This is a genomic window from Aquirufa beregesia, assembly GCF_011090385.1.
GTDB classification, from domain to species: Bacteria; Bacteroidota; Bacteroidia; order Cytophagales; family Spirosomataceae; genus Aquirufa; species Aquirufa beregesia.
The window spans coordinates 68,340-92,729 of record NZ_SEWW01000007.1 but is presented as its reverse complement, the minus strand read 5'-3'; the positions used below and the strand labels follow the sequence as shown (position 1 = coordinate 92,729).

The window sequence follows — 24,390 nt, the reverse complement described above, 5'->3', positions numbered from 1 at the left end:
ATATGAAATCCAAAACTATATTCCACCTATTTGTAGTAATTATAGCTCTAGCATCTTGTAGCCAAACCGAGGATACCGCTGTAAAAGAACTAAATGATTCAGTCATGACTTTGCATGATGAATTAATGCCAAAAACGGAACAAATCATTCAGTTAAAAACGAGTTTGGATAGTTTAAGTAAAGGACCAGATTCGGTACATGTAAAAAAGCTGATTCAATCTTTGGATAAGGCGGATAGTGAAATGATGAATTGGATGCATCAATTTTCCATCGACTCCTTGTCGACCATGGATTTCAAAGCTAAGTTGAGCTACCTCCATGAGCAATTGAATAAATTAAAGACGATAGAAACATTGACAGACTCCACGCTACATGCCGCTAATCAATATAAAAAATAAGTTGGGGAGACTCATTTTCTGCTCCTTTATACTTTTTACTGCATGTCAGGAGAAAAAAACGTTGCCCATAATGGGTCATAAGGATACGGTCGTAAAAAACGGAAAGGTAGATACTGTTTATCACCAGATTCCTTCCTTTCAATTTTTAAATCAGGATTCCACTTGGGTAAGCGACAAAAATTACGAGGGGAAAATCTATGTTGCTGATTTTTTCTTTACCTCCTGCCCTACGATTTGTCCCAAAATGAAAACGCAGATGCTACGTTTGTATGAGCGCTATGCCCATGAAAACCAATTAGCTTTATTATCGTTTAGTATAGACCCTGACTTTGACCGGCCGCATGTGTTGAAGGCATATGCATCTAGGTTACAGGTCCAATCTCCTAAATGGAATATGGTCACAGGAGAAAAGGCTAAAATCTACGAATTAGGGCAAAAAAGTTTTATGGTCACAGCCCAAGAAGACAAAAATGAAGCCGGTGGATTTGTTCACAGTGGGGCTTTTATTTTAGTGGATAAGCAAAGACATGTGCGGGGTATTTATGATGGAACCCAAGAACAAGAGGTTAACCATTTAATGGAAGACATAGAACTATTATTGAAAGAAAAATAAATGAAAATCAATCAAGCCTTTCTTGGCCTATTGGCAGCAAGCACATTACTCCTTATTCAGTCATCTTGCCAAAGCAAGGAGGAAATTTTCAGGCAACAATATGTGGTGGAAGGAATGATGCAATACGAGAAACACTGTGAAAATTGCCATCAGAAAGAGGGTTCAGGATTAAAAGATTTATACCCTCCTTTAGCCAAAACAGACCTTTGGAAAAGATTAAATGCGAGTCAAATTGCCTGCATCATCAAAAATGGCCAAAAAGAAGCCATTCTAGTGAATCAAAAATCATATCAAAATTACATGCCAGGGAACAATAAATTAGAAGCACTGGATGTAGCTGAAATCGTTACCTATCTTCGTGATAAATGGGGAAATGACCCTCGGATTTTTTCTTTAGATAGTGCTCGATTGGCTTTAAAAAACTGTCCTTAGTCGGTCGGGAAACTCTCCACCGTCAAGACAGAATTGGTTACGTGACGTAAGGAATAGTGGGTAAAGTCCTGAGCGGCATCCATACCGACACCGTAAATGATTTCTTTCTTAGTACGTATTTGAACGGGCTTATCCGTAAAGACGCGCTTTTCTTCAGGCAACCAAGTAAATTCTTCCGTCTTTAACGTTTCCTCTTGTTGCACATTAAAAATCTGCACATTCCCCATCAGTTTATAGGAATTCTTTTGCTTAAAAAAATGAGCGGAGTCGCCTCTGATCTGCGAAGTAACATTTCCCATTTTATCGTAAAACCAAAGTTTTACTTCTTTGGGATATACTCGATCTTCAGAATATAAAGTGATTTGGGAGGGTGTCACCATTCGGACTACGGTTCTTGCCGAATCAGAATAGACCATATCGATATCCGTTAATTCGGATTTCGGGCCAACATACATCAGGTTTTTAGCTGTTTTTTCTTCTCGACAAGCTAGAGAAACAATTGACAGTACAAGCAGCAAAAAGAGATTTCTCAAATCGCGCATGGGACGTGTTAGTTGAGTTTTACCTTTTGGAACCAAAGATCACTAAGTGTTAAGCCAATGGTAATTCGTTGGTATTGTTCTTCTAAACCATTATCCGCCAAGACGCCGCGTTTACCAATTTGGTATGCGATATTCAAGTAAGAAAGATTTCGTAAAGGCAAAGCAAGCCCTAGACTGACATACTTATCCACAGCATATTTGCCATTTCCTAAGTAATCATACGGGGTAGTGGAATAACTGAATCCCGCACGGTAAGTCGCTCTTTTAAAATAATTGGATATAGCTTCAAAATCAGGAGTATATTCTCCACCTACTGACCAGCGTGAACTGACAGGTAGTTTGGTAGAACGTCCTAAATTATTTTCCACTTTGGTCCAATCTGTTCTGGAATAATCTATCCCAATCATCCAGTTGGCTAATTTTTCTATGCTGACACCGAAGTGTTGAGTAACGGGAAGGTTTTGAGTAAATGGAGTTGACTTATTTAAGGTATCCGCATTGATGGCCGTAATTCCGGAAAGATCCATGATGGCGAAACGCTTCAATTGCTTCGAGCTAAGGGTAGAACTTAAATCAAAGGAGGTCCCCAGATTGACATAAAGGTCATTTTTCAATTGTTTGCGATAGGCCAAACCACCTCTAAAAAGAAAATCTGAATAATCTATCCTATTTTCTAATTGTATTTTGTAGTACTGTCCATCTGATAAATTCTGGGTAGAAACATTACGATTGACCGTTCCAAATAAATAATCGATACCGACACCCACATAAAAATCTTTGCCAATTCGGACACCGTTATTGAATGTCAACTTAGTCACACCACCACTACCATCGTAGCTATAAATTAAGCTATCTACGCCTAATAAGTTTAAACGACGAAACGATCGGGTTGCATATTCCACAGAAGAATGAGGACGTATTCCGATAGATGCTGTCCAGCGACTAGAAATGGGTAATGTTAAATTTAAGGAATGGTAATTTCCGCCAAAAATTTGCTGGCGCTGACGCGTATCTTGTAATTCTTTTAGTTCTGTTTTGGCACCTACTTCAAAAACGGTGTATCTATTTCTTGCCAATAGAGCCGGGTTGATCATATTGGTATAAATTCCATTGGAATTGGATACTCCTAAACCACCCATCATGGCATTACTTGGGCTTCCTCCCTCATCCAACTCCCCCATCCCAATATAGGAAAGTGGCGAATTCAAAATAGTTTGGGCAGAAGTTTGAAAACTATAAATGGCACTAAATAATAAGCTAAGTGCTAAAAACAAGGCTCGGCTTGCTTTTAATTTAGAATTTTGGATAATCAAAGGACGAAGAATCATAAAATAATTTACCATACAGCTTAGCCTGTAAGTCTGCAAAGGTCGTACTTTTTTTTCACATTCGACTAAGTTATTCTCTATATTTGGGGGCAAAATTGATAATTCAGATGAGAGCAGCATTGGCTAATTGGTATTTATTGGAAAATTCGGCGGAGGATATATTATTTTTTGGTGGGATATTGGTTATTGGCCTAGTACTGAGAAGGTTCTTTTCCAATTCCTTTTCTAAAATCATTTTCCGTTTTTTGCCAAATCAGTTTATCCAGGTTCAAGATTGCATCCAATTGTTGAGAAAACCTGTAGAGCTTTTGCTGTTTTGGATCTTTCTGTATTTCAGTATTCAATATTTGCATGTTCCTAGCGCTTGGCATTTCAATCCAGTTGAAAAATTTGGTTTGTTGTTTTTATTGCAAAAAGCCTTTGAAACAGCCGTCATCATTACATTCACTTGGTTAGTGGTCCGGATGTTAAAGGTGATTATTTTGATTGCCCAACAAAAATGGCAGGGGGTAGAGCAAAAGTCAAAACAACAATTCATTCCATTCCTGAACGACTTAGGTATGGTATTTATTATTGCTGGGTCTGGATTTGTCTTATTGGGTCGAGTGTTTCAAGTAGATGTCATGGCCCTCATTACAGGATTAGGATTAGGAGGATTGGCCTTGGCTTTGGCGGCACGAGAAACCTTAGAAAATCTATTTGCATCATTTACTATTTTTCTTGATTTACCCTTTGTGGTGGGGGATAGCATTCAGGTGGGGGGTATATCAGGAGATGTCGAAAAAATTGGCTTTAGAAGTACCCGCTTAAGAGCTTTGGATGGCAATTTAATCATGATTCCAAATCGTTTATTAACGTCCCAATCCTTAGAAAACATGAGCGATCGGAACTTCCGTCGGGCGAAATATACCTTGTCTTGCTCGCTTCAAAGTAAACCTGAACAAATTCAAACAGTTTTACCTCAAATCGAACAACTTATTTTGGCAGAACCACTATGCAAGAAAAAAGCCCCCAAAATTATATTTGAGGGCTTTGGTACGTATTCTTTAGATATCTCCATTACATTTTTTGTCCAAACGAGTGATTTTGGCAAATTCCAAAGCGTCAAACAAGAGATTAATTTAGGCATTTTAACCTGTTTACATCAAGCGGGAATTAGCTTAGTAAGCAGTGCAGCGGCTCCTAATATGAACTAGCCAACTAGTTCTTTCAAATCTTCATCATGTATCATTTTACGCTCATCTGCCATCAATAGGAAGCGAGTGTATAGTTTATCCAATTCCGATTTTTCCAATTCAAAACCTAGTAACTGCAAACGATGACGTAAGGCAGCTCGGCCAGAACGTGAAGTCAATAAGATAGCAGAAGAAGGAACTCCTACATCTTCAGGATTCATGATCTCATAATTTTGAGCATGTTTCAAGAAGCCATCTTGGTGGATACCAGATGAGTGAGCAAAAGCATTTGCTCCTACAACCGCTTTATTAGCTTGAACAGGCATACCCATCAAATTAGAAACTAAATTAGAAATGGGATATAAATATTTTGGATTGATTCCTGTTGTAAATCCTAGGTCTTTGTGTACATTTAAAATCATGGCTACTTCTTCCAAAGAAGTATTTCCGGCTCTTTCACCGATACCATTAATGGTTACCTCCACTTGACGAGCACCCGCCTGTATTCCTGCGATGGTATTGGCTGTAGCCAAACCTAAATCATTGTGATTATGCATGGAGATGGTAGCCTGATGGATATTATCAACATGCTCAAACAGGTACGAAATACGCTGATGCATTTGGTGGGGCAATAAATAACCCGTGGTATCAGGGAGGTTGACCACCGTGGCTCCAGCCTTGATCACTGCTTGGGTTAGTTGAGCTAAAAAAGGCAAATCCGCACGGCCAGCATCTTCTGCAAAAAACTCCACATCTTCCACATAGGATTTGGCATATTCTACTGCCCAAATAGCCTGCTCTATAATTTTCTCACGAGTTGAATTGAACTTATGCTTGATGTGTACATCTGAAGCACCAATTCCTGTATGTATTCGTGGCTTACGTGCTGACTTTAAAGCCTCTGCAGCTGCGTCAATATCTTCTTTTCTTGCACGTGTTAAACCACAGACTGTAGCCTCTGTAATCACTTCCGCAATGGCCTTTACCGAAGCAAAGTCGCCTGGGGAAGAAATGGGGAAACCCGCCTCAATGATATCGACACCTAATTTTTCGAGTTCTTTTGCTACTTCGATTTTTTCCTCACGGTTTAACTGACAACCGGGTACTTGTTCTCCATCGCGTAAAGTGGTATCAAATATTTGTATACGATTATTCATAGGTTTGTTTCTGTTAATTAGTTGGCAAAACTAGCTTTAATTACATTATTAACCAAAAAACAAAAATGCCACGATGGTAAATTTTTAGATTAAAAATCCGTAAAAATTAAAATAAACAGATTAATTAAGAATAAAAATCTAAATTATATGCAAAATTCAGAATAATCACCTTTTATACGAGTTATGTCTAGAATAAAATTTTATTAAATAAAATCAATTTTATTTTTTACTAATGATCCCTAATTCAAATCCCGAAATTGTTTGATACAACTATATCGGTTAACTAAAAGCTTGATTTATCAATAACTTGATAGAAAATTGGCAATAAAAAAGTTTTGAAAATCGTTTAACGCTCAACGCTGTCAAGGTTTGAAACCTTGACAGCGTTAGGAAAAGGTGAGCGTTTTTTGCTTTTTACCATAAAAAAAAGGGGCAATAAATTGCCCCTTTTCCCTTGTTTAAACATCGCTATATTAGCTACGCTCTGGACGAAGGCTACGTACCGCAGCACCAGCTCTCCACATTTCAGAGTCGTGTAATTCCGCTAACTCAGCTTCTAATTTCACACGGTAATCTGGCTTTGAGTTCAAATCGATTGAACGAGCAGCCTCCGCTTGAGTTTTTACTGAATTATATAATTTCTCAAATACAGGTTTAGTAGCCTCTTTGAAAGGTCTCCACCAATCCAATGCACCACGTTGAGCCGTAGTAGAACAGTTGGCATACATCCAATCCATTCCATTCTCCGCTACTAATGGCATCAATGACTGCGTCAATTCTTCCACCGTCTCATTGAAAGCCTCTGAAGGTGAGTGACCGTTCTCGCGCAATACTTCATATTGTGCAGCAAAAATACCTTGGATAGCACCCATCAATGTTCCACGCTCACCTGTCAAGTCAGAAGTTACTTCTTTGTAGAAATCTGTTTCAAACAAATATCCTGAACCTACACCGATTGCCATGGCGATACATTTCTCACGAGCTTTACCTGTTGCATCTTGATATACAGCAAAGGAAGAGTTCAACCCTTTACCTTCTACGAACAAACGACGAAGTGAAGTACCAGAACCTTTAGGAGCTGCTAAGAATACATCCACATCCGCTGGAGGGATAATACCTGTTTTCTCTTTGTAGGTAATACCGAATCCGTGAGAGAAGTACAATGACTTACCAGCTGTCAAATATTTCTTCACTGTTGGCCACATTTCAATTTGAGCCGCATCTGAAAGTAAATAACAGATAATCGTTCCTTTTTGAAGCGCTTCTTCAATTTCAAATAAGTTTACACCTGGAACCCAGCCGTCAGCAACAGCCTTGTCATAGGTTTTCCCTTTACGTTGACCTACAATCACATTCAGACCATTGTCTTTCATGTTCAATGCTTGACCTGGACCTTGAACTCCATAACCAATAACTGCAATTGTTTCATCAGCCAATACTTGTCTAGCTTTCTCTAATGGAAACTCTTCTCTTGTTACTACATCTTCAACAACCCCACCGAAATTAATCTTTGCCATTTTCGTTTTTGTTTAATTTATATTCTTTTCTAATCTATTATACTTTCTATACTTATACAATTTCCCAGTCACCTTCCGGTAAATACTCCACTAATCCTTTTTCTGTTTTACCTACAGCTACACGGCCTGACTTAATATATTCCAATATTTCCCATTGCTTCAAATAAGCATAGAATTCATTGATTTCTTCTTCAGATCCATTTTTTTCTACCACCACATAATCTAAACCCCAATGAACCACCTTGGCATTCCAATCCAAATTAATGGTTTTTACATCCAAAGCGGGTGAGCCCAAAGGCGTGGCTATTTTAAATAAGGCGATTTCATTGAACACAATTTCATCGTCTAAATAACCAAATACCGCCAATACATCCGTGATCTTGCGTATTTGACGCACCAATTTTTCCACAATTTCCCGGTTCTCATTGCGAATCACAATGGTAAATCGAGACACCCCTTTACGCTCGGTTTCTGAAACGGTCAAACACTCAATATTCAGCCTTCTGCGCGTAAATATAATCGTGATACGATTCAATAAACCAATCGTGTTGGTAGTAAATACCGATATAGTGTAAGTTGTCAACATATAATTTCTACTCAAGCATTACTTTAGTCACACAAGCACCCGCAGGTACCATAGGAAATACATTCTCTTCTTTTTCACAAATAATCTCCAATAAATAAGGCTTATTCGAGTTCAATAAGGTATCTAAAGATTCCCCTAAATTATTTCGGTCACTCACCGTATGCCCATCGATTCCAAAGCCTTTAGCGATGGTTATAAAATCAGGGTTTTGTAATTCCACAAAGGAATAACGATTATCAAAGAACATGGATTGCCACTGACGAACCATGCCTAAGAAATTATTATTTAAGATGATAATCTTCACAGCTAAACCACTTTGTGCGATTGTCCCTAATTCTTGCAAAGTCATCTGGAATCCACCATCACCAATCACTGCAACGACCTCACGATCAGGAACGGCTACTTTCGCTCCAAAGGAAGCAGGCAAGGCAAAGCCCATGGTCCCTGCTCCTCCGCTCGTTACAATGGAATTATGCTTCTTGAATCGGTAATACCGGTTGGTAATCATTTGGTGTTGACCTACATCCGTCACCACTACTGCTTCTCCTTTAGTCTTATCAGACAATAAGGCTATGGCCTCTCCCATTTTGATTTGATTACCTTCATGATATAAATCTTTCTTGGTAATCTTTTCATACTCCTCGTCGTCATACTTCTTGAACTCCACTCTCCACTCACTATGATCGGCCTTTTTCACTAAGGGCAATAAAGCTTTTAAGGCAGCTTTGGCATCTCCAACTACGGGTGCATCAGCTTTCACATTCTTATCGATCTCACTTGGATCCACCTCAATGTGCACCACTTTGGCTTGTTTGGCATAGGTACTTAAATCACCAGTGATACGGTCATCAAAACGCATCCCAATAGCAATCAAAACATCACATGAATTGGTCAACACATTGGCTCCATAGTTTCCATGCATACCTGGCCAACCCACAAAAAGCGGATGATCTGCATCCATGGCTGACATCCCCAATAGGGTTGTAGCCACGGGAATACCTGTTTTCTCTACAAATTCCTTTAATTCATTTTCTGCCTGAGCAATTAATACTCCATGACCTGCCAAAATATAAGGACGCTTAGCTCCATTAATCAACTTAGCGGCAGCCTCCACATGTTCTTCTTTTGGCTCTAATCTTGGTTTGTAGGATATAATCGAATCGCATTTTTTGTATTCAAATGGAATCGACATCATTTCTGCTTGCGCAGAACGTGTTATTTCAATTAAAACAGGTCCTGGCCTACCCGTTTCCGCTATGTAAAATGCTTTCGCAATTATCTCAGGGATTTCGTTAGGGTCCACAATTTGATAATTCCACTTCGTAATCGGCATGGACATGCCAATCACATCACATTCCTGAAAAGCATCGGTACCCAATAAATTGGTTTTCACTTGACCTACGATACAGACCAAGGGAGTAGAATCCAACATGGCATCGGCAATAGGTGTAATTAAATTAGTAGCTCCAGGGCCTGAAGTTACTAAGCAAACCCCCGCCTTATTCAGCATACGGGCATAGCCCTGAGCGGCATGACCAGCACCCTGTTCGTGGCGCACTAAAATATGCTTTAATTGATCACGATAATCAAACAAAGCATCGTAGGTAGGCATAATGGCCCCACCTGGATATCCGAAAATGGTACTCACCCCCTGCTCAACCAACGATTGCATAACCGCTTGAGCCCCAGTTTTAAAATTTGAGGATTGAGTTGATGTGGGTTGAGTAGCTTCTATTTGGGTTTTTCCCATGGTAACAATTGGTCTTTATTTTGTTTCAGTTAAATGGTTCGACTAATTTAAGTCATACGCATCTAGAAAAAAATTGAATTGGTCATTTTTTACAAATCTGTGACACAACCTAAGCTGGCTGATGACACATTTTTGATGTATTTTCTCAAAACTCCAGAAGTGTGCTCAGAAACCAAAGGTTTCCACAATTTACGGCGTTCTGCCAATTCTTCATCCGATACGTGCAAGATAATCCGATTATCTATTGCATCAATCGTAATTTTATCCCCGTCCTTAACCAATCCTATGTTTCCTCCTTCTTGCGCCTCTGGCGTCACGTGACCTACGACAAAACCGTGCGTTCCTCCTGAGAAACGTCCATCCGTAATCATCGCCACACTATTTCCTAAACCCGCTCCCATCAAAGCAGAAGTTGGCTTTAGCATTTCTGGCATTCCAGGACCACCTTTAGGGCCTTCATTTCTGATGACCACCACATGCCCTGGCTTAATTTCTCCTTTGGAGATAAACTCAATCACCTCTTCTTCGCGCTCACACACTTTGGCTGTACCCTCAAAACGCTCTCCTTCTTTACCTGTAATTTTTGCAACAGCACCTTCCGTAGCCAAATTGCCATATAATATTTGCAAGTGACCCGTAGCTTTGATCGGTGTAGCTACAGGATATATAATTTTTTGTGTTTCAAAATTCAAATCGGGAGCCTCAGTTAAATTCTCCGCCATAGTCTTACCTGTCACGGTCAAACATTCTCCATGTAAAAAGCCTTGCTGCCATAAATATTTCAAAATAGCTGGCATTCCACCAATAGCTAACACATCTTCCATGTAATATTTACCGGAAGGTTTCAAATCAGCCAATAATGGAGTACGATCCGAAATATCCTGAATATCTTTCAAGGTAAATTTGATCCCCGCCGAATGTGCAATGGCCAAATAATGTAATACTGCGTTGGTCGAACCTCCTAATGCCATCACCACAGTCATAGCATTTTCAAAGGCATGACGTGTCATGATATCCCGTGGACAAATATTCTTCTCCAACAAAACCTTCATGGCCGCACCTATGGCCAAACATTCTTCTTTTTTACCTTCGTGCGTAGCTGGGTAAGTCGATGAATTAGGCAATACCAAACCCATGGCCTCCATCGAAGATGCCATAGTGTTAGCGGTATACATACCTCCACAAGCACCTGGGCCTGGGATGGAATTACGAATAACTCCTTCGTAATCTTCATCAGAAATGTTTCCCGCAAATTTCTTTCCTAAAGCTTCGAAAGCCGAAACAATATCTAATTTCTCTCCTTTGTATAAACCTGATTTAATGGTTCCTCCGTAAACAAGCATGCCTGGACGATTCAAACGAGCCAAAGCCATCATAGCTCCCGGCATATTCTTATCACACCCTACGACAGCAATAACACCATCATACCACTGGGCTCCTACCACGTTTTCAATGGAATCTGCAATGATATCACGGGATGGCAAAGAATAGCTCATGCCATCATTTCCGTTGGTCATACCATCCGACACCCCAATGGTGTGAAAAATCAAACCCACCATGCCGTTCTCCTGAATTCCTTTTTTCACATGGACCGACAAACCATTTAAGTGCATGTTACATGGGTTACCTTCATAACCTGTACTAGCAATACCAATTTGTGCTTTTTGCATGTCCTCAGAAGTCAATCCGATTCCATACAACATCGCCTTAGCTGCAGGGTTTGTAATCTCTTGAGTAAGCGTTTTGGAGAATTTATTTAATGACATAGTCTTTTGGTATGAAATTTTTTCAAACAACAAATATACGCAATCCTATTTGTCTGAAACAAAAGATTCCCAAATAATGTATGGGTAATCAAGGAATTGCAAAATTTTTTAAAGGTATCTTACAAGCTTTCGCTGGATTTATTTTCTCCTACTTGCTGGCGCCACATAGCATAATATAAACCTTTGCTTTCAATGAGCTGCTCATGCGAACCTTGTTCGACTATGCGTCCCTTTTCCAGCACATAAATTCGAGTCGCGTGCATGATGGTCGATAAACGGTGCGCAATCAAAATAGTCAAATGCTCTGCTTCCTGAGAAATAGCCCGAATCGTTTCCGAGATTTCCTCTTCTGTTAAGGAATCCAGTGCCGAGGTCGCTTCATCAAAAACCAATAAATTAGGATCACGCAATAATGCCCGGGCAATACTCAAACGCTGCTTTTCTCCACCTGACACCTTCACTCCACCCTCACCAATCAAGGTATCCAAACCTTTGTCGGCACGGGCCAATAACGTTTGACAAGCCGCTTTTTCCAATACTTCTAAACAATGGGCATCAGTAGCATTCGGATTGACAAACAATAAATTTTCACGAATAGAGCCTGAAAACAATTGGGTATCCTGGGTCACAAAACCTATTTTCTTTCTCAATTGATCGAAGTCGATGTGTTCCCCTTCCTCGCCATTGTAAAACACTTTTCCTTTTTTTGGACGGTACAAACCTACCAGCAATTTCACTAATGTCGATTTTCCAGCACCTGATGGACCCACAAAAGCAATGGTCTCACCTCCTTTGACATCAAAACTTATATTGTTCAAGGCTTCCGAATTAGCGGATTGATGCTGAAAACTGACTTGATCAAATTGCAAGGTTTGAATCGAAGAGATGGCCTTAGGATTCTCTGGCTTCTTCTCTACGGGAATGTTCAAAATCTGTTCAAAATTCTGCAAAGATACCTCGGCCTCTCGGTAGGTATTCACCACATTACCAATCTCTTGTAATGGATTAAACAAGAAGAAGGAATAGATATTTAAGGAATAAAACTGACCAATAGTGATTTGACCTTGATAAATTAAATAAATCAAGACGACTACCATGAGCATACGCAATAAATTCACGCAAGTTCCCTGAACAAAGGCCATAGAACGCACATAACGTACTTTCTTCAACTCCAACAATAAGATTTTCTCTGTGGTGGCATTCAAATGACGAATTTCCTGATCTGCCAATCCAAGGGATTTTACCAACTCAATATTTCTTAAAGATTCCGTAGTGGAACCTGCCAAGGCGGTGGATTCTTTGACAATTTGTATCTGTATGGTCTTAATTTTCCGACTCAGCACGGATGAAACAAAGGCGATTAGCGGTCCTGTCAATAAAAACAGAGGCAAAATCATCCAGTGTACTGAAAAGGCATAGACTGAGATAAAAATCAAGGCAATGACCGATTGAAATAGAATATTAATACCAACTGTGATTAATTTCTCCACGTCGATACGCACCTTTTGCAATTTCCCTAATGTTTCTCCTGAACGCTGATCTTCAAAGGTTTCATAGGGCAATTCCAAGGAATGACGAATACCATCGGAATACAAATTGGCTCCTACCTTTTGTGTTACGGTATTGATGACGTAATCCTGGAAATTTTTGGCTACTCGAGAAACGAATGCCACTCCGACAGAAGCCAACGCTAAAGGCCAAATAGCCTGAATGAATTGGTCCATGGTATGGGTATTCGAACGATATACGGCCGCCACATCATCAATGATTTTCCTAAAAATATAGGGGTCCATCAATGAAAAAATCTGGTTGGTAGCAGCTAGCGCTAAGGCTCCCACCACACGCCATCGGTAATGACTTAAATAGGTAAATAATAATTTCATCGGGAATTGTCTAATGGTGAAGGTAAAAATCTTGAACGTGTTCAAGCGAATTTGGGTTCCCCAAGCCCATAAAACTGTTAAAATCTAGTTAATGCCATCCCCGCCACTGTCTTACCAATGGATAAGGAAGAAGTAGCTGCCGGACTAGGTGCATTTAATATGTTAATGATTTTGGCATCTTCAACGATGGAAAAATCATCCAATAAACCTCCATTGCGATCGCAAGCTTGGGCGCGTACTCCCGCACCACCTTCCACTAAATCTTGCTCCTGAATTTCGGGAATTAACACTTGCAAGGCTTTTGTAAAAGCTTCTTTGGAGAAGCTACGATACATTTCTCCCATACCTGTTTCCCAATATTTGGCAGCCACTTTTTGAAAGCCTGGCCAAGTTAAGGTATTCCAAAGTTCTTTGAAATCGACCCCTAATTTCTTATAACCTTCTTTTTTAAAGGCCAATACCGCATTAGGTCCCGCCTCCACGCCACCTCGCATCATACGTGTAAAGTGTACCCCTAAAAACGGGAAATTAGGGTCTGGCACGGGATAAATGAGGTTTTTAACTAAATACTCTTTCTCTTTTCTCAATTTAAAATACTCTCCTCTAAAGGGCACAATTCGTACGTCTAGAGGCTCTCTTTGCGACAATTGGGCAACTTCGTCAGAATATAAACCCGCACAATTGATAATCAATTTGGTTTCATAAACCCCTTTGACCGTTTCTACTATGGAATAACTGATGCCTTTGGTAATACCAATTACTTGTTCATTCAAATGAATGCTACAACCCGCTTCTTGGATTTTTTCGGCTAATTTAGCAGCTACCACTCGGTAATCCACGATTCCCGTTTGTGGCACCCACATCCCCTCAACCCCCGTCACATAAGGTTCATGTTCTTGCATTTCAGCCAAAGAAAGTTTCTTTAAACCTTCCAAACCATTTTGTTGGCCTCGTTGATATAAATTCTCCAATTGACTTCTCTGCTCGTGATTACTGGCCACCACGATCTTCCCTGTCAACTCATAAGGAATAGATTCCCTATCGCAGAATTCAATTAATTGATGATAACCTTCGATGCAATTTTGGGCTTTTAAGGAGCCCGGTTTGTAATACAATCCTGAGTGAATAACGCCGGAATTGTTCCCTGTTTGATGCAGAGAAACCATATTTTCCTTTTCGAATAGGGCGATTTGCAAATCGGGTTTTGCTTCCAATAATCGATGGGCTGTTGCCAGACCTACGATACCACCACCCACAATAATTACATCTAAAGCCATGAATGTCAAATTGTTTAAAAATGATACAAATATACAGAATCGGGTGGTGGAATTATCAATTAATTATCACTAGCTTGATAATTTATGTCAAGGGGAAAGCCTCTTTTTTTGTAGCTTTGCTAGTGCTAAGCATGGGGTTAAGATAACTGGTTTAGTTGTTCTTAGGTTTATTATTTGTGTTTAGTCATTAAGTTAAGTTAATGGCACTAAGATTTGACAACTTTTGAAAAGTTGTCAAATCTCGTTGTCAAATGGAAGGTTCAAGTTGTCAAATCTACCAACCTATGATGATATTCATTAGAATTACTTGTACACCTATTTTAAACCATCAATAAAAATTGAATCCACAAATCGCCCAATTATACCAGATTGCTCAAAAGCCTAGTCGACTGATTCTAGGCTTGATGTCGGGTACCTCCTTGGATGGATTAGACCTAGCGCTTTGTCGGTTTAGTGGATTTGGCCTAAACACCCAGGTGGAATTAGTCAAACACCAGACCATTGCCTATCCTGAGGAATTCAAGCAAGCCATTCGCGAGGTTTTTGCCAAGGAGCAGATTCATTTTCCTAGTTTATCGACTTTGAATGCGCAAATAGCTCGCTTACATGCGCAATATATTTTGGACAGTTTACAAAGCTGGGGGATTACCCCACAAGAAGTAGACGCCATTGCCTCTCACGGACAAACCGTGATGCATCGCCCGATGCGTTCAGGGAATTTGCCCGACTCTACCTTGCAGATTGGCGATGGGGACCATATCGCGCATTTGACAGGTATCATTACTTTATCCGACTTCCGACAAAAACACATCGCAGGTGGTGGCGAAGGTGCACCTTTGGCTGTTTATGGCGACTATTTTTTATTCTCTAAAAAAGGAGAACATCGAATCTTGTTGAACATTGGCGGCATTGGAAATTTTACGTATTTGTCGGCCAGTCAAGACCCCAAAGACATTTTAGTGACAGATACAGGACCTGGTAATACTTTGTTGGACGCTTATGTGCGCCAACATTTCCCAGGTTTTCATTATGATAAAGATGCGCGACTAGCCCGACAAGGGATTTTGCATATTCCTTTATTGGACTCTTTGTTGAATTTACCTTTTTTCCAAGAAGCTTTCCCCAAAAGCACTGGGCCTGAATATTTCAATTTGGCATTATTAAATCAGGTCATTCAAGAAAATGGATATTCTTTGACCCCTGTAGATACGCTAAGAACCTTGACTGAATTGACGGCCCAAAGCATCTCCAAGGCCATGCAACGTTATATTCCAGCGATTCAAACGATGGATTGTCGATTGATTGTCAGTGGTGGAGGAAGTAAAAATCCATTGTTGATGGAGCGCCTTGCCAAGATTAATCCTCATATGCAAGTAAGCGAAAGCGATCAATTGGGGATAGCCTCTGAAGCTAAGGAAGCTGTGCTTTTTGCCTTGTTGGCCAACGAGACATTGATGGATGATCAAGTAGCAGCGAATAGACGATTAGGGGATTCCCCTTGGTTAAGTTTAGGAAAAATTAGCCTACCGAACTAAATTTGTCTATGAAATGGAAAATAGAGGACGCTATCCTTTTCGAAAACAGCGATTTTTTTGTCATCAATAAACCTTCTGGAATCTCCACCTTGGATGAGCGCAAAGATGTGTTTGCTCCCAACATTTTACGGTTGGCCAAGGCCTATTCGGATGATGCGCAGGTGGGACACCGCTTAGACAAAGAGACCTCGGGCGCTTTGGTGATTGCGAAGAACCCAGAGGCATACCGACATATTTCCATGCAATTTGAGCATCGAGAAACGGCCAAGCGCTACCATGCCGTGGTGGAAGGCATGCATGATTGGGATGGCATGTTGGTCAATTTACCCATTCTCCCTTTGAAAGATGGGATTGTAGTCATAGACCGAGCGAAAGGAAAACATGCCGAGACCTGGTTTCAAACCTTGAAAGTGTACAAAAATTATACCTTGGTGGAGTGTATGCCCATCACGGGACGTATGCACCAGATACGTATTCACTTAGCTTGCCTAAAGGCCCCCATTGTGGCGGATGCTATGTATGGCGGTAAGGATATTTATTTATCGGAATTAAAAAAGAAGTTTCATCTCAAACAAGATACGGAAGAGTTGCCCTTAATTCGTCGGGTAGCCTTGCATGCGCATAGTTTGAGTTTCAATTTATTGGATGGTAGCCCTATCACGGTAGAGGCACCTTACCCGAAAGATTTCGGAGTGCTTGTTAAACAGTTGGAGAAGTTTTCGTAATTTTGGCCCTTTGGCTCCGTAGTTCAATGGATAGAATGTAGGTTTCCGGTACCTAATATGAAGGTTCGATTCCTTCCGGGGTCACAAAATAATGAATCAGTTATACGAGAGGACATTTCAACAAGGGATGTCCTTTTTTATGTAAGATGATTTCTGAATTTATCAAAAAGAATATTAAATCATAAAATTGATAAGATTTAATCTACTCATTTAAAAAGTATAAATTTAAAACATCATCCTTTGAATTCTTACGGCATTCAAAATTGCCAAAAGAGCTACACCCATATCTGCAAATACGGCCTCCCACATGGTCGCTAATCCATCAGCTCCCAAGATTAAAACAATTGCTTTTACTGAAAAGGCCAATATGATATTTTGATATACAATACTTCTTGTGGCTTTGCTAATTTTGATGGCAGTTATAATTTTCGATGGCTGGTCTGTTTGAATAACTACATTGGCCGTTTCTATAGCTGCATCACTTCCCATCGCCCCCATAGCAATGCCTACGTCGCTTAAAGCCAATACAGGAGCATCATTTATTCCATCGCCCACAAATGCTATTGTTTTTGTTTTATCCCGTTTTAACTCTTCTACTTTTTGTACTTTATCCTCGGGTGATAAGTCGCCAAACGCAGTGTCTATTCCTAAGAATTTTGTCACTTTTTGGACGATAGCATTTTTGTCCCCACTTAGCATTATTGTTTGAGAAATCCCATTTTTATGCATTTGTCTTATAGCGTCTAGCGCATCTTCCTTCACTTCGTCCGCAACAATCACATATCCTGAATATTGATTATTGATTGCTACTACCACAATGCTTTCAACAATATTATCAATATCCTCATTGTATTCTATATTAAATTTTTTTAACAGCTTAGTGTTACCGGCTAATACGTCTATCTTATTCACTTTACCTTTAAGTCCATGACCTGAAATCTCATGTACTTCATCTACCACGTATGTGTATGATTCATTCTTTACATACTCGACAATCGCTTTTGCAATGGGGTGTGTAGATTTGCTTTCAATTGCAGAAAGCGTCTTCATGAACTCTATCTTGTCCATACCTTTTGTTACAATTTCTTGTACCTTAAAAACACCTGCCGTAAGTGTTCCCGTCTTGTCCATTACTACAGTATTTACTTTTGCCATTAATTCCAAATAGTTAGAACCTTTAAACAAAATACCGTTTCTTGAAGCAGCGCCAATTCCACCAAAATAGCCTAATGGTATAGATATAACCAATGCACACGGACAACTGATTACTAAGAAAATCAATGCCCTATAAAGCCATTCATTAAATACATAAGTATCCAAAACAAAGTAAGGAATCCCGACCAATGCGACTGCTAAAAAGAAAACAACTGGGGTATAGACTCTGGCAAACTTTCTAATGAATAATTCGGTTTGTGCTTTACGTGCGGTTGCATTTTGTACCAAATCTAAAATTCTTGAAATTGAGCTATCCGCAAACTTCTTTGTTACTCTCAGTTGAATTACCTTTTCAAGGTTCAGCATACCGGCTAAAACTTGCCCTCCTTGATATATAGATTTTGGTTTACTTTCACCCGTAAGAGCTGACGTATTAAAGCTGCTACCAAGACTTAACATTTCACCATCTAGCGGCACTTTTTCACCAACCTTTATTTGTATGATTTCTTTTATTTGAACCGAATTAGGATTTACTTCCTCATATTTATTGGCTCTAAGAACGCTTGCTGAAGTGGGTCTTACATCAAGTAAAGCCTTAATGTTATTTTTAGCTTTATTGACTGCAGCACCTTGAAACAATTCGCCAATTGCATAGAACAACATTACTGACACACTTTCAGCATATTGACCTATGGCAAAAGCACCGACTGTAGCCAATACCATTAATGTAAATTCAGTGAAAAAATCTTTATTAACAATGGCCTTCCAACCTGCCTTGATTACCGGCAGTCCAACAGGAAGATAAGCAATTGCATACCATGCAAGTCGAACATAGTTTGTAAAGAAAGAAAATTTGAAGTAGTTATCCGATATAAGACCAATGCTGAGCATCGCAAAACTTATGATGGAAGTCTGGTATTCTTTCCAATTGATACCCACATTTTTTACTTTTGGTAACCGGTCAACGCTTCTAATATTCTGCTCTTTATTTAACAATTGTTTTCCTCGTTCATTCGTATAAATTTCTTCTTCCGAACAACAATTCATTTTATCAGTTACGTTTGAGTTATGCTTGTCGTTGGAGTCTGTATTTATCATCTAATATAAATTTAAAATAGGAATCATTTTTCTTTTCAAATATGTTAATTGAACCCTATTTGAAGGTTAATGAGTAAAAGTCTATAATCTTAAAATTACAGATTTTCCTCAAGTCGAAATCACTTATATCAAACTCTTTTGAAAGCGTTGATATTGGTTTTGACCAAACAAGATCGTAAAGTTCTTTGCGGGATAAATTGTTAATTTTCAACATTGGAAGAGTTCTTTTTACTTCCTCCAATTTACACGAAGTTTTAGATATTTGAATTTGTGCAGCAAACCTCCAAAAACACACCAATTGCTGCACACAAAATCCTCAAAATACGTCAATAAACACAAAAAATGGGTTCAGGCAATAATGAACTGCACCCAATTGTTTGGACAAAATTAAACAATTGATTTTAGATAATGAGCTCGGTAGTTTACCGGGCTCATTCCTTTTAAATTCATTTTGATTCGTTCATGATTATAGTATTTAATATAGCTTTGATTTCTTTTTTTAATTGCTGTATTGATTAAGATTTATTGTTGTAATAAAGTTCTGATTTTAGTATGCCAAAGAAGTTTTCAATGACTGCATTATCCAAGCAGTTCCACTTTCTAGACATACTTTGTGTCACTTGTTGACTAGCTAATTTCTTTTAATAATGCTTCATCTGGAATGCCACCCTTAATCTGAATGAAGGATTAGATTGGAGGTTTGCTTGTGTTGCTTGAATGTTTTGTCGAGTAATTTAACTACGTGGTTATAGTTGGGACTTTCAAGTAACTTATTTGCTTTTATGGTCAGGTAATTTAAGTTTTGTTTATGTCGAATCACAAAGAACACCTGATGGCTATCCCAAGTATTTAATAGGTTGAAATCATTGTAATAGCGATCAGCTACGATAACGCTTCCTTTTTGCATAGGAACATCAACAGATCCTTTGTTGTCAGCAGTCTTATCATCGGTGATATTCACGTAACATAATCAAGCAGCGTGTGCATTTTTATGGCTCCTTTGGCAGTCTTGTATTTAGCCCAGTCAAATAAAGAAAGACAAAGGCTTATGGTAGTCGAATCCAAAAGAAAGATCTTAGACTTAATTCTAAACTTAACTTGTTTAAACTGTCTAAGCTGTCCTATACTTTCCAACAGGCTGAAATAATATTCCTTAAATAAAGTATGATCCCGATTTTTATTTTGATAGCTAACAGAGGACTTGGATGGGGCTTTTTGAATACCCAAATTTAGATTTCCTGTTGCAGAACGTAGTCCATTACTAATATCTCGAACCGAGGTGCTCTTGGCGAACTAACAAAAAAGCCTGGAAACTAAATGCGTCCAAAATCAAAGCCTTTATTGTGCTTGTCAGTATGTTTTTTAAATACTAATTGAGAAAATTTACCTCCGTCAAGCTTGGAGATAATTTGAGAAAATAAACTTATGTTTACCATGGAAAGAGGCTCTGTTTTTGGGTTTTCCTCAAAGTTAATGGAGTTGAAAAAAACCTCTTCCTTTTTTTAAACGTTTAGGACGCTATTGATTCAATAATATGAATAAGATTATCCTTCTTTTTCTTTTTGTCTCGAGTAATTTGTTAGCACAAAATGTCCTCCTAAATAAATTGGAAGCCCAAGTAGATTTCTCTTTAAATGAATTATCTAGACTGAGTAAAACAGCTGGAAATAAAGTAAGCCCAAGAACCGTTCGCAACGATTCTTTGATTTTAGTTGCACCCAAAGACTGGTGTTCCGGATTTTTCGCCGGAAATCTATGGTACTTGTATGAATTAACGGGCAAAAAAAAATGGGCAGCCCAAGCTGAAAATTTTACCAATCCGCTCGAAAAAGAAAAAATGAATGCGGGTACCCACGACATGGGATTTAAAATGTTCACAAGTTTTGGAAATGGCTATCGAATCGACCAAAATCCTGCCTACAAAGAAATCCTCATTCAATCTGCTCGAACTAACATCAAGCGGTTCAATCCTAATACAGGAGTCATCCGCTCTTGGGACCATAGTCGAGATAAATGGGTAAACCCTACCATCATCGACAACATGATGAACCTCGAACTCCTTTTTTGGGCCTTCAAAGAAACCCGTGATTCAGCCTTTTACAAGGTGGCCGTTTCTCATGCGAATACCACCATGAAAAACCATTTTCGACCTGATTTTAGCTCTTATCACGTCATCGATTACGATCCCAATACCGGCCAAGTCCTCAAAAAAAATACCCATCAAGGCTTCGCCCATGAATCCTCTTGGGCCCGCGGCCAAGCCTGGGCACTCTACGGTTACACCGTTTGCTACCGTGAAACTGGCAAAAAAGAATACCTCCAATTGGCTGAAAACATCGCACAATTCCTCCTCAAGCATCCTCGCATGCCACAGGACTTAGTCCCTTTTTGGGACTTTGACGACCCCAAAATTCCCAATGTACCCCGTGATGCCTCTGCAGCGGCAATCATGGCTTCCGCATTTTACGATTTAGCAACACTACAACCTGATAAAAAAGCCTACTACCAAGGCTATGCCGACCAAATCCTTAGCTCCTTAAGCTCTCCTGCGTATTTAGCCCCAGTAGGCTCTGCCCACGGCATGTTGCTCCTACACAGCACTGGAGGATTGCCCAACGGATTTGAGGTGGATGCACCTATTATCTACGCCGACTACTATTTCCTCGAAGCACTTGTTCGTCAAAAAAATAAAAAATGAAACATCTCTTTCTATTCCTTTTTTTAATCAGCACACCCCTTTTCGCCCAGAAAAAACCGAATATCATTGTGGTTTTGGCAGACGACATGGGTTACAGCGACATCGGCCTATTTGGTTCCGAAATCAAAACCCCAAACCTTGACGCATTAGGCCAAAAAGGTGCTGCCTTCACCCAATTTTACAATGCAGGCCGCTGCTGCCCAAGCCGCACCTCCCTCCTCACCGGGATGTATCCGCATCAAGCCGGCATGGGCCTCATGGTGACCACGGGAAAGTATGACCATACGAAACCCTATCAACCCTACCAAGGATTTCTCAGCCTTGAAACGCCAACTATTGCGGAAGAATTACGGAAAAATGGATATCAAACGTTCATGTCGGGCAAATGGCACGTCGGTGAACAACAAGAAGACTGGCCGAACCAACGGGGCTTTGACCATTATTTTGGCCTCATTTCTGGTGCGAATAGCTATTACGAAGTGCTGTCTAGACGCCAACTCGTCGAGGATAATAAAAAATACGTGCCCAACGAACATTTCTACATGACCGAGGCCATCAGCGACAAAGCCATTTCCTACGTGAAATCCGCTCAAGCTCAAAAACCCTTTTTTCTGTATGTTGCCTACACAGCACCGCATTGGCCCTTGCATGCGCCAGTAAAACTCATCGACCAGTACCGAGAAACCTACCGAAAAGGCTGGGAAAAACTACGAGCAGATCGATTTGCACGCCAACAAAAATCAGGCCTTTTAACAAACATTCACGAATTACCACCCATCGATCCGGCTATTGCCCGATTTGACACCATAAAAAACCCTTCAGTCTACATCGACAAAATGGCCACCTATGCCGCTATGATGCAAATCATGGACGAAGGAATCGGCCGAATTATGCAAGAGGTCAAAGCCAAAGGCGAATGGGAAAATACGATGTTTGTTTTCTTATCAGACAATGGCGCCTGCCACGAAATCTTAGACGACCGCTCTGTGCGTGACCTAGGTGAAGCAGGGTACCAACAATCCTTAATTACTCCAGTTGGTGCCAAAGGTAGCTACACCACTTATGGAAAAGAGTGGGCCTCCGCCGGAAACACCCCCTTCCGTATGTATAAACATTGGATGCACGAAGGTGGCATCTCCACTCCTTTAATCGTCCATTTTCCAAAACTGATTAAAAAAGGTTTTCGAACAAACCAAGTGGGCCACATCATGGATCTTTTCCCAACCTTCTTAGACGTCAGTCACAGCACCCCATCGAAACCAGTGCAAGGCAAAAGCCTTTTGCCTATTTTAAATCAAAAAACCAGAGCCGCACATCCGTTCATTGCCTGGGAACACCAAGGAAATCGGGCCATCCGAGAGGGTGATTGGAAATTGGTTTGGGATGACGAAATCAAACAATGGGAATTATACAACCTAAAAAAAGACCGCATCGAAGCACATGATTTAGCAAAACAAATGCCCGAAAAACGTAACGATCTCTTGAACAAATATACTCAATGGGCCCAAAGCCTCGGCGTCAAATGAAAATGATACTCGTTTTGCTCTGCCTTTCGTTCTCTAGCTTTGCTTTAGACATTTACCCCAAGGAATTAATCGTAAAGACGATTGAAAAAGCAAATAAACAAATAGGCCTAAAACCCATCACAGTCACCGCAACCGTTTGTCCACGTTCCGCCGGCGATATCCACGATTTCTACTCTGAGGGAGATTATTGGTGGCCCGATCCAGCCAATCCAGACGGACCTTATATTCAGCGCGACGGTGAAACAAATCCGGAAAATTTTGTGGCGCACCGACTTGCCATGATTCGCTTCAGCGACATTGTTGGGTCCCTAGCATCCGCATATAAATTAACTCAGCAAAAACGCTTCGCTCTCGCCGCTCTACCTCATTTTCGGGCATGGTTCATCGACCCCGAAACGCGTATGAATCCTTCACTGCTTTATGCACAGGCTATTAAAGGTCGAATGACCGGTCGGGGTATCGGCATCATCGATACAATACATTTCTTAGAAGTCATCAAAGCCCTCGAAGCTCTAAAATTCCACATACCTGCTGAGGATTACACGCGCATCGTCAGCTGGTTTAAAGAATATACCCAATGGCTGACAACCCATCCCTATGGCCTCGCAGAACGCGACGCACTAAATAACCATGGTACCTGCTGGGCGCTTCAAGTAGCCGTTTTTGCCTCTTTTACGGGTAATGCAGGCTTGGTCGATTTTTGTCGAAAACGCTACATGCAGGTTTTTATCCCAAACCAAATGGGCACTGATGGTTCTTTCCCCCTTGAACTTAAAAGAACCAAACCCTACGGATATTCACTCTTTAATTTAGACATCATGGCCACATTGGCCCATGTACTTCAGATGTGGGACTGGAAAATGCCCGATGGTCGAGGTATACAAAAAGGCATTCAATTTTTATTACCCTACATCCAAGACAAATCGCAGTGGAAATATCCTGCGGATGTTATGTATTTTGATCAATGGCCAATTGCCCAATCCTGCCTATTTTTCGCAGGCATTCACGGCAACCAAGTCGCCATGAATATCTGGAGAAAATTAGACCATTTCCCAACCAACCAGGAAGTCATTCGAAACTCTCCCATTCGAAATCCAATTTTATGGTATTCCTATTCCAATCAATGAAAAATGTATTATCCCTATGAGGAAGGTTTAAAATTGAAGAAAAAACCAGTAATAAATTGAAATCAATTAGATCAAAAAAGACATTGTTGATATGCCCACTTC

Annotated in this window: 20 protein-coding genes, 1 tRNA gene and 1 pseudogene; 10 read left to right on the top strand and 12 right to left on the bottom strand. The window is 40.1% G+C overall.

Translation table 11 applies throughout. The annotated features are described in order from the left end of the window. Positions 1–2: 2 nt before the first annotated feature. The 3 genes from EWU23_RS10970 (at position 3) to EWU23_RS10960 (ending at position 1,443) form a co-directional block, all read left to right on the top strand. Complete coding sequence (locus tag EWU23_RS10970) at positions 3–398, top strand: hypothetical protein (RefSeq protein ID WP_166232094.1); 396 nt, start codon at positions 3–5, stop codon at positions 396–398. Positions 399–468: 70 nt separating this feature from the next. Next, positions 469–1,011 carry an SCO family protein gene (locus tag EWU23_RS10965; protein WP_235942206.1) on the top strand — a complete coding sequence of 181 codons (543 nt, stop codon included), beginning with the start codon at positions 469–471 and terminating at the stop codon, positions 1,009–1,011. Further along, a complete protein-coding gene (locus EWU23_RS10960; RefSeq protein ID WP_166232090.1) occupies positions 1,012–1,443 on the top strand; it encodes a c-type cytochrome in 432 nt (143 codons plus the stop codon). It abuts the gene before it with no gap. On the opposite strand, the gene lptC is transcribed toward EWU23_RS10960, so the two are convergent. After that, a complete protein-coding gene (gene lptC / locus EWU23_RS10955; protein ID WP_166232088.1) occupies positions 1,440–1,985 on the bottom strand; it encodes an LPS export ABC transporter periplasmic protein LptC in 546 nt (181 codons plus the stop codon). The two genes, EWU23_RS10960 and lptC, sit on opposite strands and share 4 nt — an antisense overlap. 8 nt (positions 1,986–1,993) lie before the next feature. Then, the gene (locus tag EWU23_RS10950) at positions 1,994–3,328 is read right to left on the bottom strand and encodes a hypothetical protein (protein WP_166232086.1); all 1,335 of its coding nucleotides are present in this window, start codon (positions 3,326–3,328) and stop codon (positions 1,994–1,996) included. A 92-nt stretch (positions 3,329–3,420) separates the two neighbouring features. On the opposite strand from EWU23_RS10950, the gene EWU23_RS10945 reads away from it, so the two are divergent. Beyond that, entirely contained in the window at positions 3,421–4,509 is a 1,089-nt protein-coding gene (locus tag EWU23_RS10945) for a mechanosensitive ion channel family protein (protein ID WP_166232084.1), read from the top strand. Here the strand turns inward: EWU23_RS10945 and EWU23_RS10940 are convergent. The 7 genes from EWU23_RS10940 to lhgO form a co-directional block, all read right to left on the bottom strand. After that, positions 4,506–5,645, bottom strand: coding sequence for a 2-isopropylmalate synthase (locus EWU23_RS10940; RefSeq protein ID WP_166232082.1), 1,140 nt, complete (start codon positions 5,643–5,645; stop codon positions 4,506–4,508). The two genes, EWU23_RS10945 and EWU23_RS10940, sit on opposite strands and share 4 nt — an antisense overlap. A 473-nt stretch (positions 5,646–6,118) precedes the next feature. After that, the gene (gene ilvC, locus EWU23_RS10935; protein WP_166232080.1) at positions 6,119–7,162 is read right to left on the bottom strand and encodes a ketol-acid reductoisomerase; all 1,044 of its coding nucleotides are present in this window, start codon (positions 7,160–7,162) and stop codon (positions 6,119–6,121) included. Positions 7,163–7,214: 52 nt separating this feature from the next. Further along, a complete protein-coding gene (gene ilvN / locus EWU23_RS10930; protein ID WP_166232250.1) occupies positions 7,215–7,745 on the bottom strand; it encodes an acetolactate synthase small subunit in 531 nt (176 codons plus the stop codon). A 10-nt stretch (positions 7,746–7,755) separates the two neighbouring features. Further along, positions 7,756–9,498 (bottom strand): biosynthetic-type acetolactate synthase large subunit, encoded by a 1,743-nt coding sequence (gene ilvB / locus EWU23_RS10925; protein ID WP_166232078.1) that lies wholly within the window; start codon positions 9,496–9,498, stop codon positions 7,756–7,758. Between the two features lie 89 nt (positions 9,499–9,587). Further along, a complete protein-coding gene (gene ilvD / locus EWU23_RS10920; RefSeq protein WP_166232076.1) occupies positions 9,588–11,264 on the bottom strand; it encodes a dihydroxy-acid dehydratase in 1,677 nt (558 codons plus the stop codon). Positions 11,265–11,383: 119 nt separating this feature from the next. Continuing rightward, positions 11,384–13,147: an ABC transporter ATP-binding protein gene (locus tag EWU23_RS10915; protein ID WP_166232074.1), complete on the bottom strand. Its 1,764-nt coding sequence runs from the start codon at positions 13,145–13,147 to the stop codon at positions 11,384–11,386. Positions 13,148–13,224: 77 nt separating this feature from the next. Continuing rightward, the gene (gene lhgO / locus EWU23_RS10910; protein ID WP_166232072.1) at positions 13,225–14,424 is read right to left on the bottom strand and encodes an L-2-hydroxyglutarate oxidase; all 1,200 of its coding nucleotides are present in this window, start codon (positions 14,422–14,424) and stop codon (positions 13,225–13,227) included. A gap of 338 nt (positions 14,425–14,762) precedes the next feature. Here lhgO and EWU23_RS10905 point away from each other — a divergent pair, with 338 nt between their 5' ends. The 3 genes from EWU23_RS10905 (at position 14,763) to EWU23_RS10895 (ending at position 16,768) form a co-directional block, all read left to right on the top strand. Continuing rightward, positions 14,763–15,959, top strand: a complete 1,197-nt coding sequence (locus EWU23_RS10905) for an anhydro-N-acetylmuramic acid kinase (protein ID WP_166232070.1) — start codon at positions 14,763–14,765, stop codon at positions 15,957–15,959. Positions 15,960–15,967: 8 nt separating this feature from the next. Then, a complete protein-coding gene (locus tag EWU23_RS10900) occupies positions 15,968–16,684 on the top strand; it encodes an RluA family pseudouridine synthase (protein WP_166232068.1) in 717 nt (238 codons plus the stop codon). 12 nt (positions 16,685–16,696) lie between these two features. Continuing rightward, a tRNA-Arg gene (locus tag EWU23_RS10895) sits at positions 16,697–16,768 on the top strand. Between the two features lie 141 nt (positions 16,769–16,909). Here EWU23_RS10895 and EWU23_RS10890 read toward each other — a convergent pair. The 3 genes and pseudogenes from EWU23_RS10890 to EWU23_RS14360 all read right to left on the bottom strand — a co-directional run bounded on the left by EWU23_RS10890 (position 16,910) and on the right by EWU23_RS14360 (position 19,898). Next, positions 16,910–18,937 carry a heavy metal translocating P-type ATPase gene (locus EWU23_RS10890; protein WP_205753167.1) on the bottom strand — a complete coding sequence of 676 codons (2,028 nt, stop codon included), beginning with the start codon at positions 18,935–18,937 and terminating at the stop codon, positions 16,910–16,912. Positions 18,938–19,324: 387 nt separating this feature from the next. Next, positions 19,325–19,554 (bottom strand): annotated as a pseudogene (locus EWU23_RS14090) (IS3 family transposase); the annotation flags it as partial. Between the two features lie 53 nt (positions 19,555–19,607). Beyond that, the gene (locus EWU23_RS14360) at positions 19,608–19,898 is read right to left on the bottom strand and encodes a transposase (protein WP_205753166.1); all 291 of its coding nucleotides are present in this window, start codon (positions 19,896–19,898) and stop codon (positions 19,608–19,610) included. A gap of 573 nt (positions 19,899–20,471) precedes the next feature. On the opposite strand from EWU23_RS14360, the gene EWU23_RS10875 reads away from it, so the two are divergent. The 3 genes from EWU23_RS10875 to EWU23_RS10865 are packed head-to-tail and all read left to right on the top strand — an operon-like array spanning position 20,472 to position 24,288. Further along, entirely contained in the window at positions 20,472–21,635 is a 1,164-nt protein-coding gene (locus EWU23_RS10875) for a glycoside hydrolase family 88 protein (protein ID WP_166232066.1), read from the top strand. Further along, positions 21,632–23,161 (top strand): arylsulfatase, encoded by a 1,530-nt coding sequence (locus tag EWU23_RS10870; protein WP_166232064.1) that lies wholly within the window; start codon positions 21,632–21,634, stop codon positions 23,159–23,161. The genes EWU23_RS10875 and EWU23_RS10870 overlap by 4 nt, the downstream gene beginning before the upstream one ends. Continuing rightward, the gene (locus EWU23_RS10865; protein ID WP_205753165.1) at positions 23,158–24,288 is read left to right on the top strand and encodes an alginate lyase family protein; all 1,131 of its coding nucleotides are present in this window, start codon (positions 23,158–23,160) and stop codon (positions 24,286–24,288) included. Before EWU23_RS10870 ends, EWU23_RS10865 begins: the two co-directional genes overlap by 4 nt. Positions 24,289–24,390: the final 102 nt, after the last annotated feature.

Bases quoted from the DNA above. Each gene is read 5' to 3' on its own strand.
- EWU23_RS10875 (WP_166232066.1), top strand. From the start codon at position 20,472: ATGAATAAGATTATCCTTCTTTTTCTTTTTGTCTCGAGTAATTTGTTA.
- EWU23_RS10870 (WP_166232064.1), top strand. From the start codon at position 21,632: ATGAAACATCTCTTTCTATTCCTTTTTTTAATCAGCACACCCCTTTTC.
- EWU23_RS10960 (WP_166232090.1), top strand. From the start codon at position 1,012: ATGAAAATCAATCAAGCCTTTCTTGGCCTATTGGCAGCAAGCACATTA.
- ilvB (WP_166232078.1), bottom strand. From the start codon at position 9,498: ATGGGAAAAACCCAAATAGAAGCTACTCAACCCACATCAACTCAATCC.
- lhgO (WP_166232072.1), bottom strand. From the start codon at position 14,424: ATGGCTTTAGATGTAATTATTGTGGGTGGTGGTATCGTAGGTCTGGCA.
- EWU23_RS10970 (WP_166232094.1), top strand. From the start codon at position 3: ATGAAATCCAAAACTATATTCCACCTATTTGTAGTAATTATAGCTCTA.
- EWU23_RS10865 (WP_205753165.1), top strand. From the start codon at position 23,158: ATGAAAATGATACTCGTTTTGCTCTGCCTTTCGTTCTCTAGCTTTGCT.
- EWU23_RS10900 (WP_166232068.1), top strand. From the start codon at position 15,968: ATGAAATGGAAAATAGAGGACGCTATCCTTTTCGAAAACAGCGATTTT.
- EWU23_RS10965 (WP_235942206.1), top strand. From the start codon at position 469: ATGGGTCATAAGGATACGGTCGTAAAAAACGGAAAGGTAGATACTGTT.
- EWU23_RS10950 (WP_166232086.1), bottom strand. From the start codon at position 3,328: ATGGTAAATTATTTTATGATTCTTCGTCCTTTGATTATCCAAAATTCT.
- ilvD (WP_166232076.1), bottom strand. From the start codon at position 11,264: ATGTCATTAAATAAATTCTCCAAAACGCTTACTCAAGAGATTACAAAC.
- EWU23_RS10945 (WP_166232084.1), top strand. From the start codon at position 3,421: ATGAGAGCAGCATTGGCTAATTGGTATTTATTGGAAAATTCGGCGGAG.
- lptC (WP_166232088.1), bottom strand. From the start codon at position 1,985: ATGCGCGATTTGAGAAATCTCTTTTTGCTGCTTGTACTGTCAATTGTT.
- ilvC (WP_166232080.1), bottom strand. From the start codon at position 7,162: ATGGCAAAGATTAATTTCGGTGGGGTTGTTGAAGATGTAGTAACAAGA.
- EWU23_RS10890 (WP_205753167.1), bottom strand. From the start codon at position 18,937: ATGATAAATACAGACTCCAACGACAAGCATAACTCAAACGTAACTGAT.
- EWU23_RS10940 (WP_166232082.1), bottom strand. From the start codon at position 5,645: ATGAATAATCGTATACAAATATTTGATACCACTTTACGCGATGGAGAA.
- EWU23_RS10915 (WP_166232074.1), bottom strand. From the start codon at position 13,147: ATGAAATTATTATTTACCTATTTAAGTCATTACCGATGGCGTGTGGTG.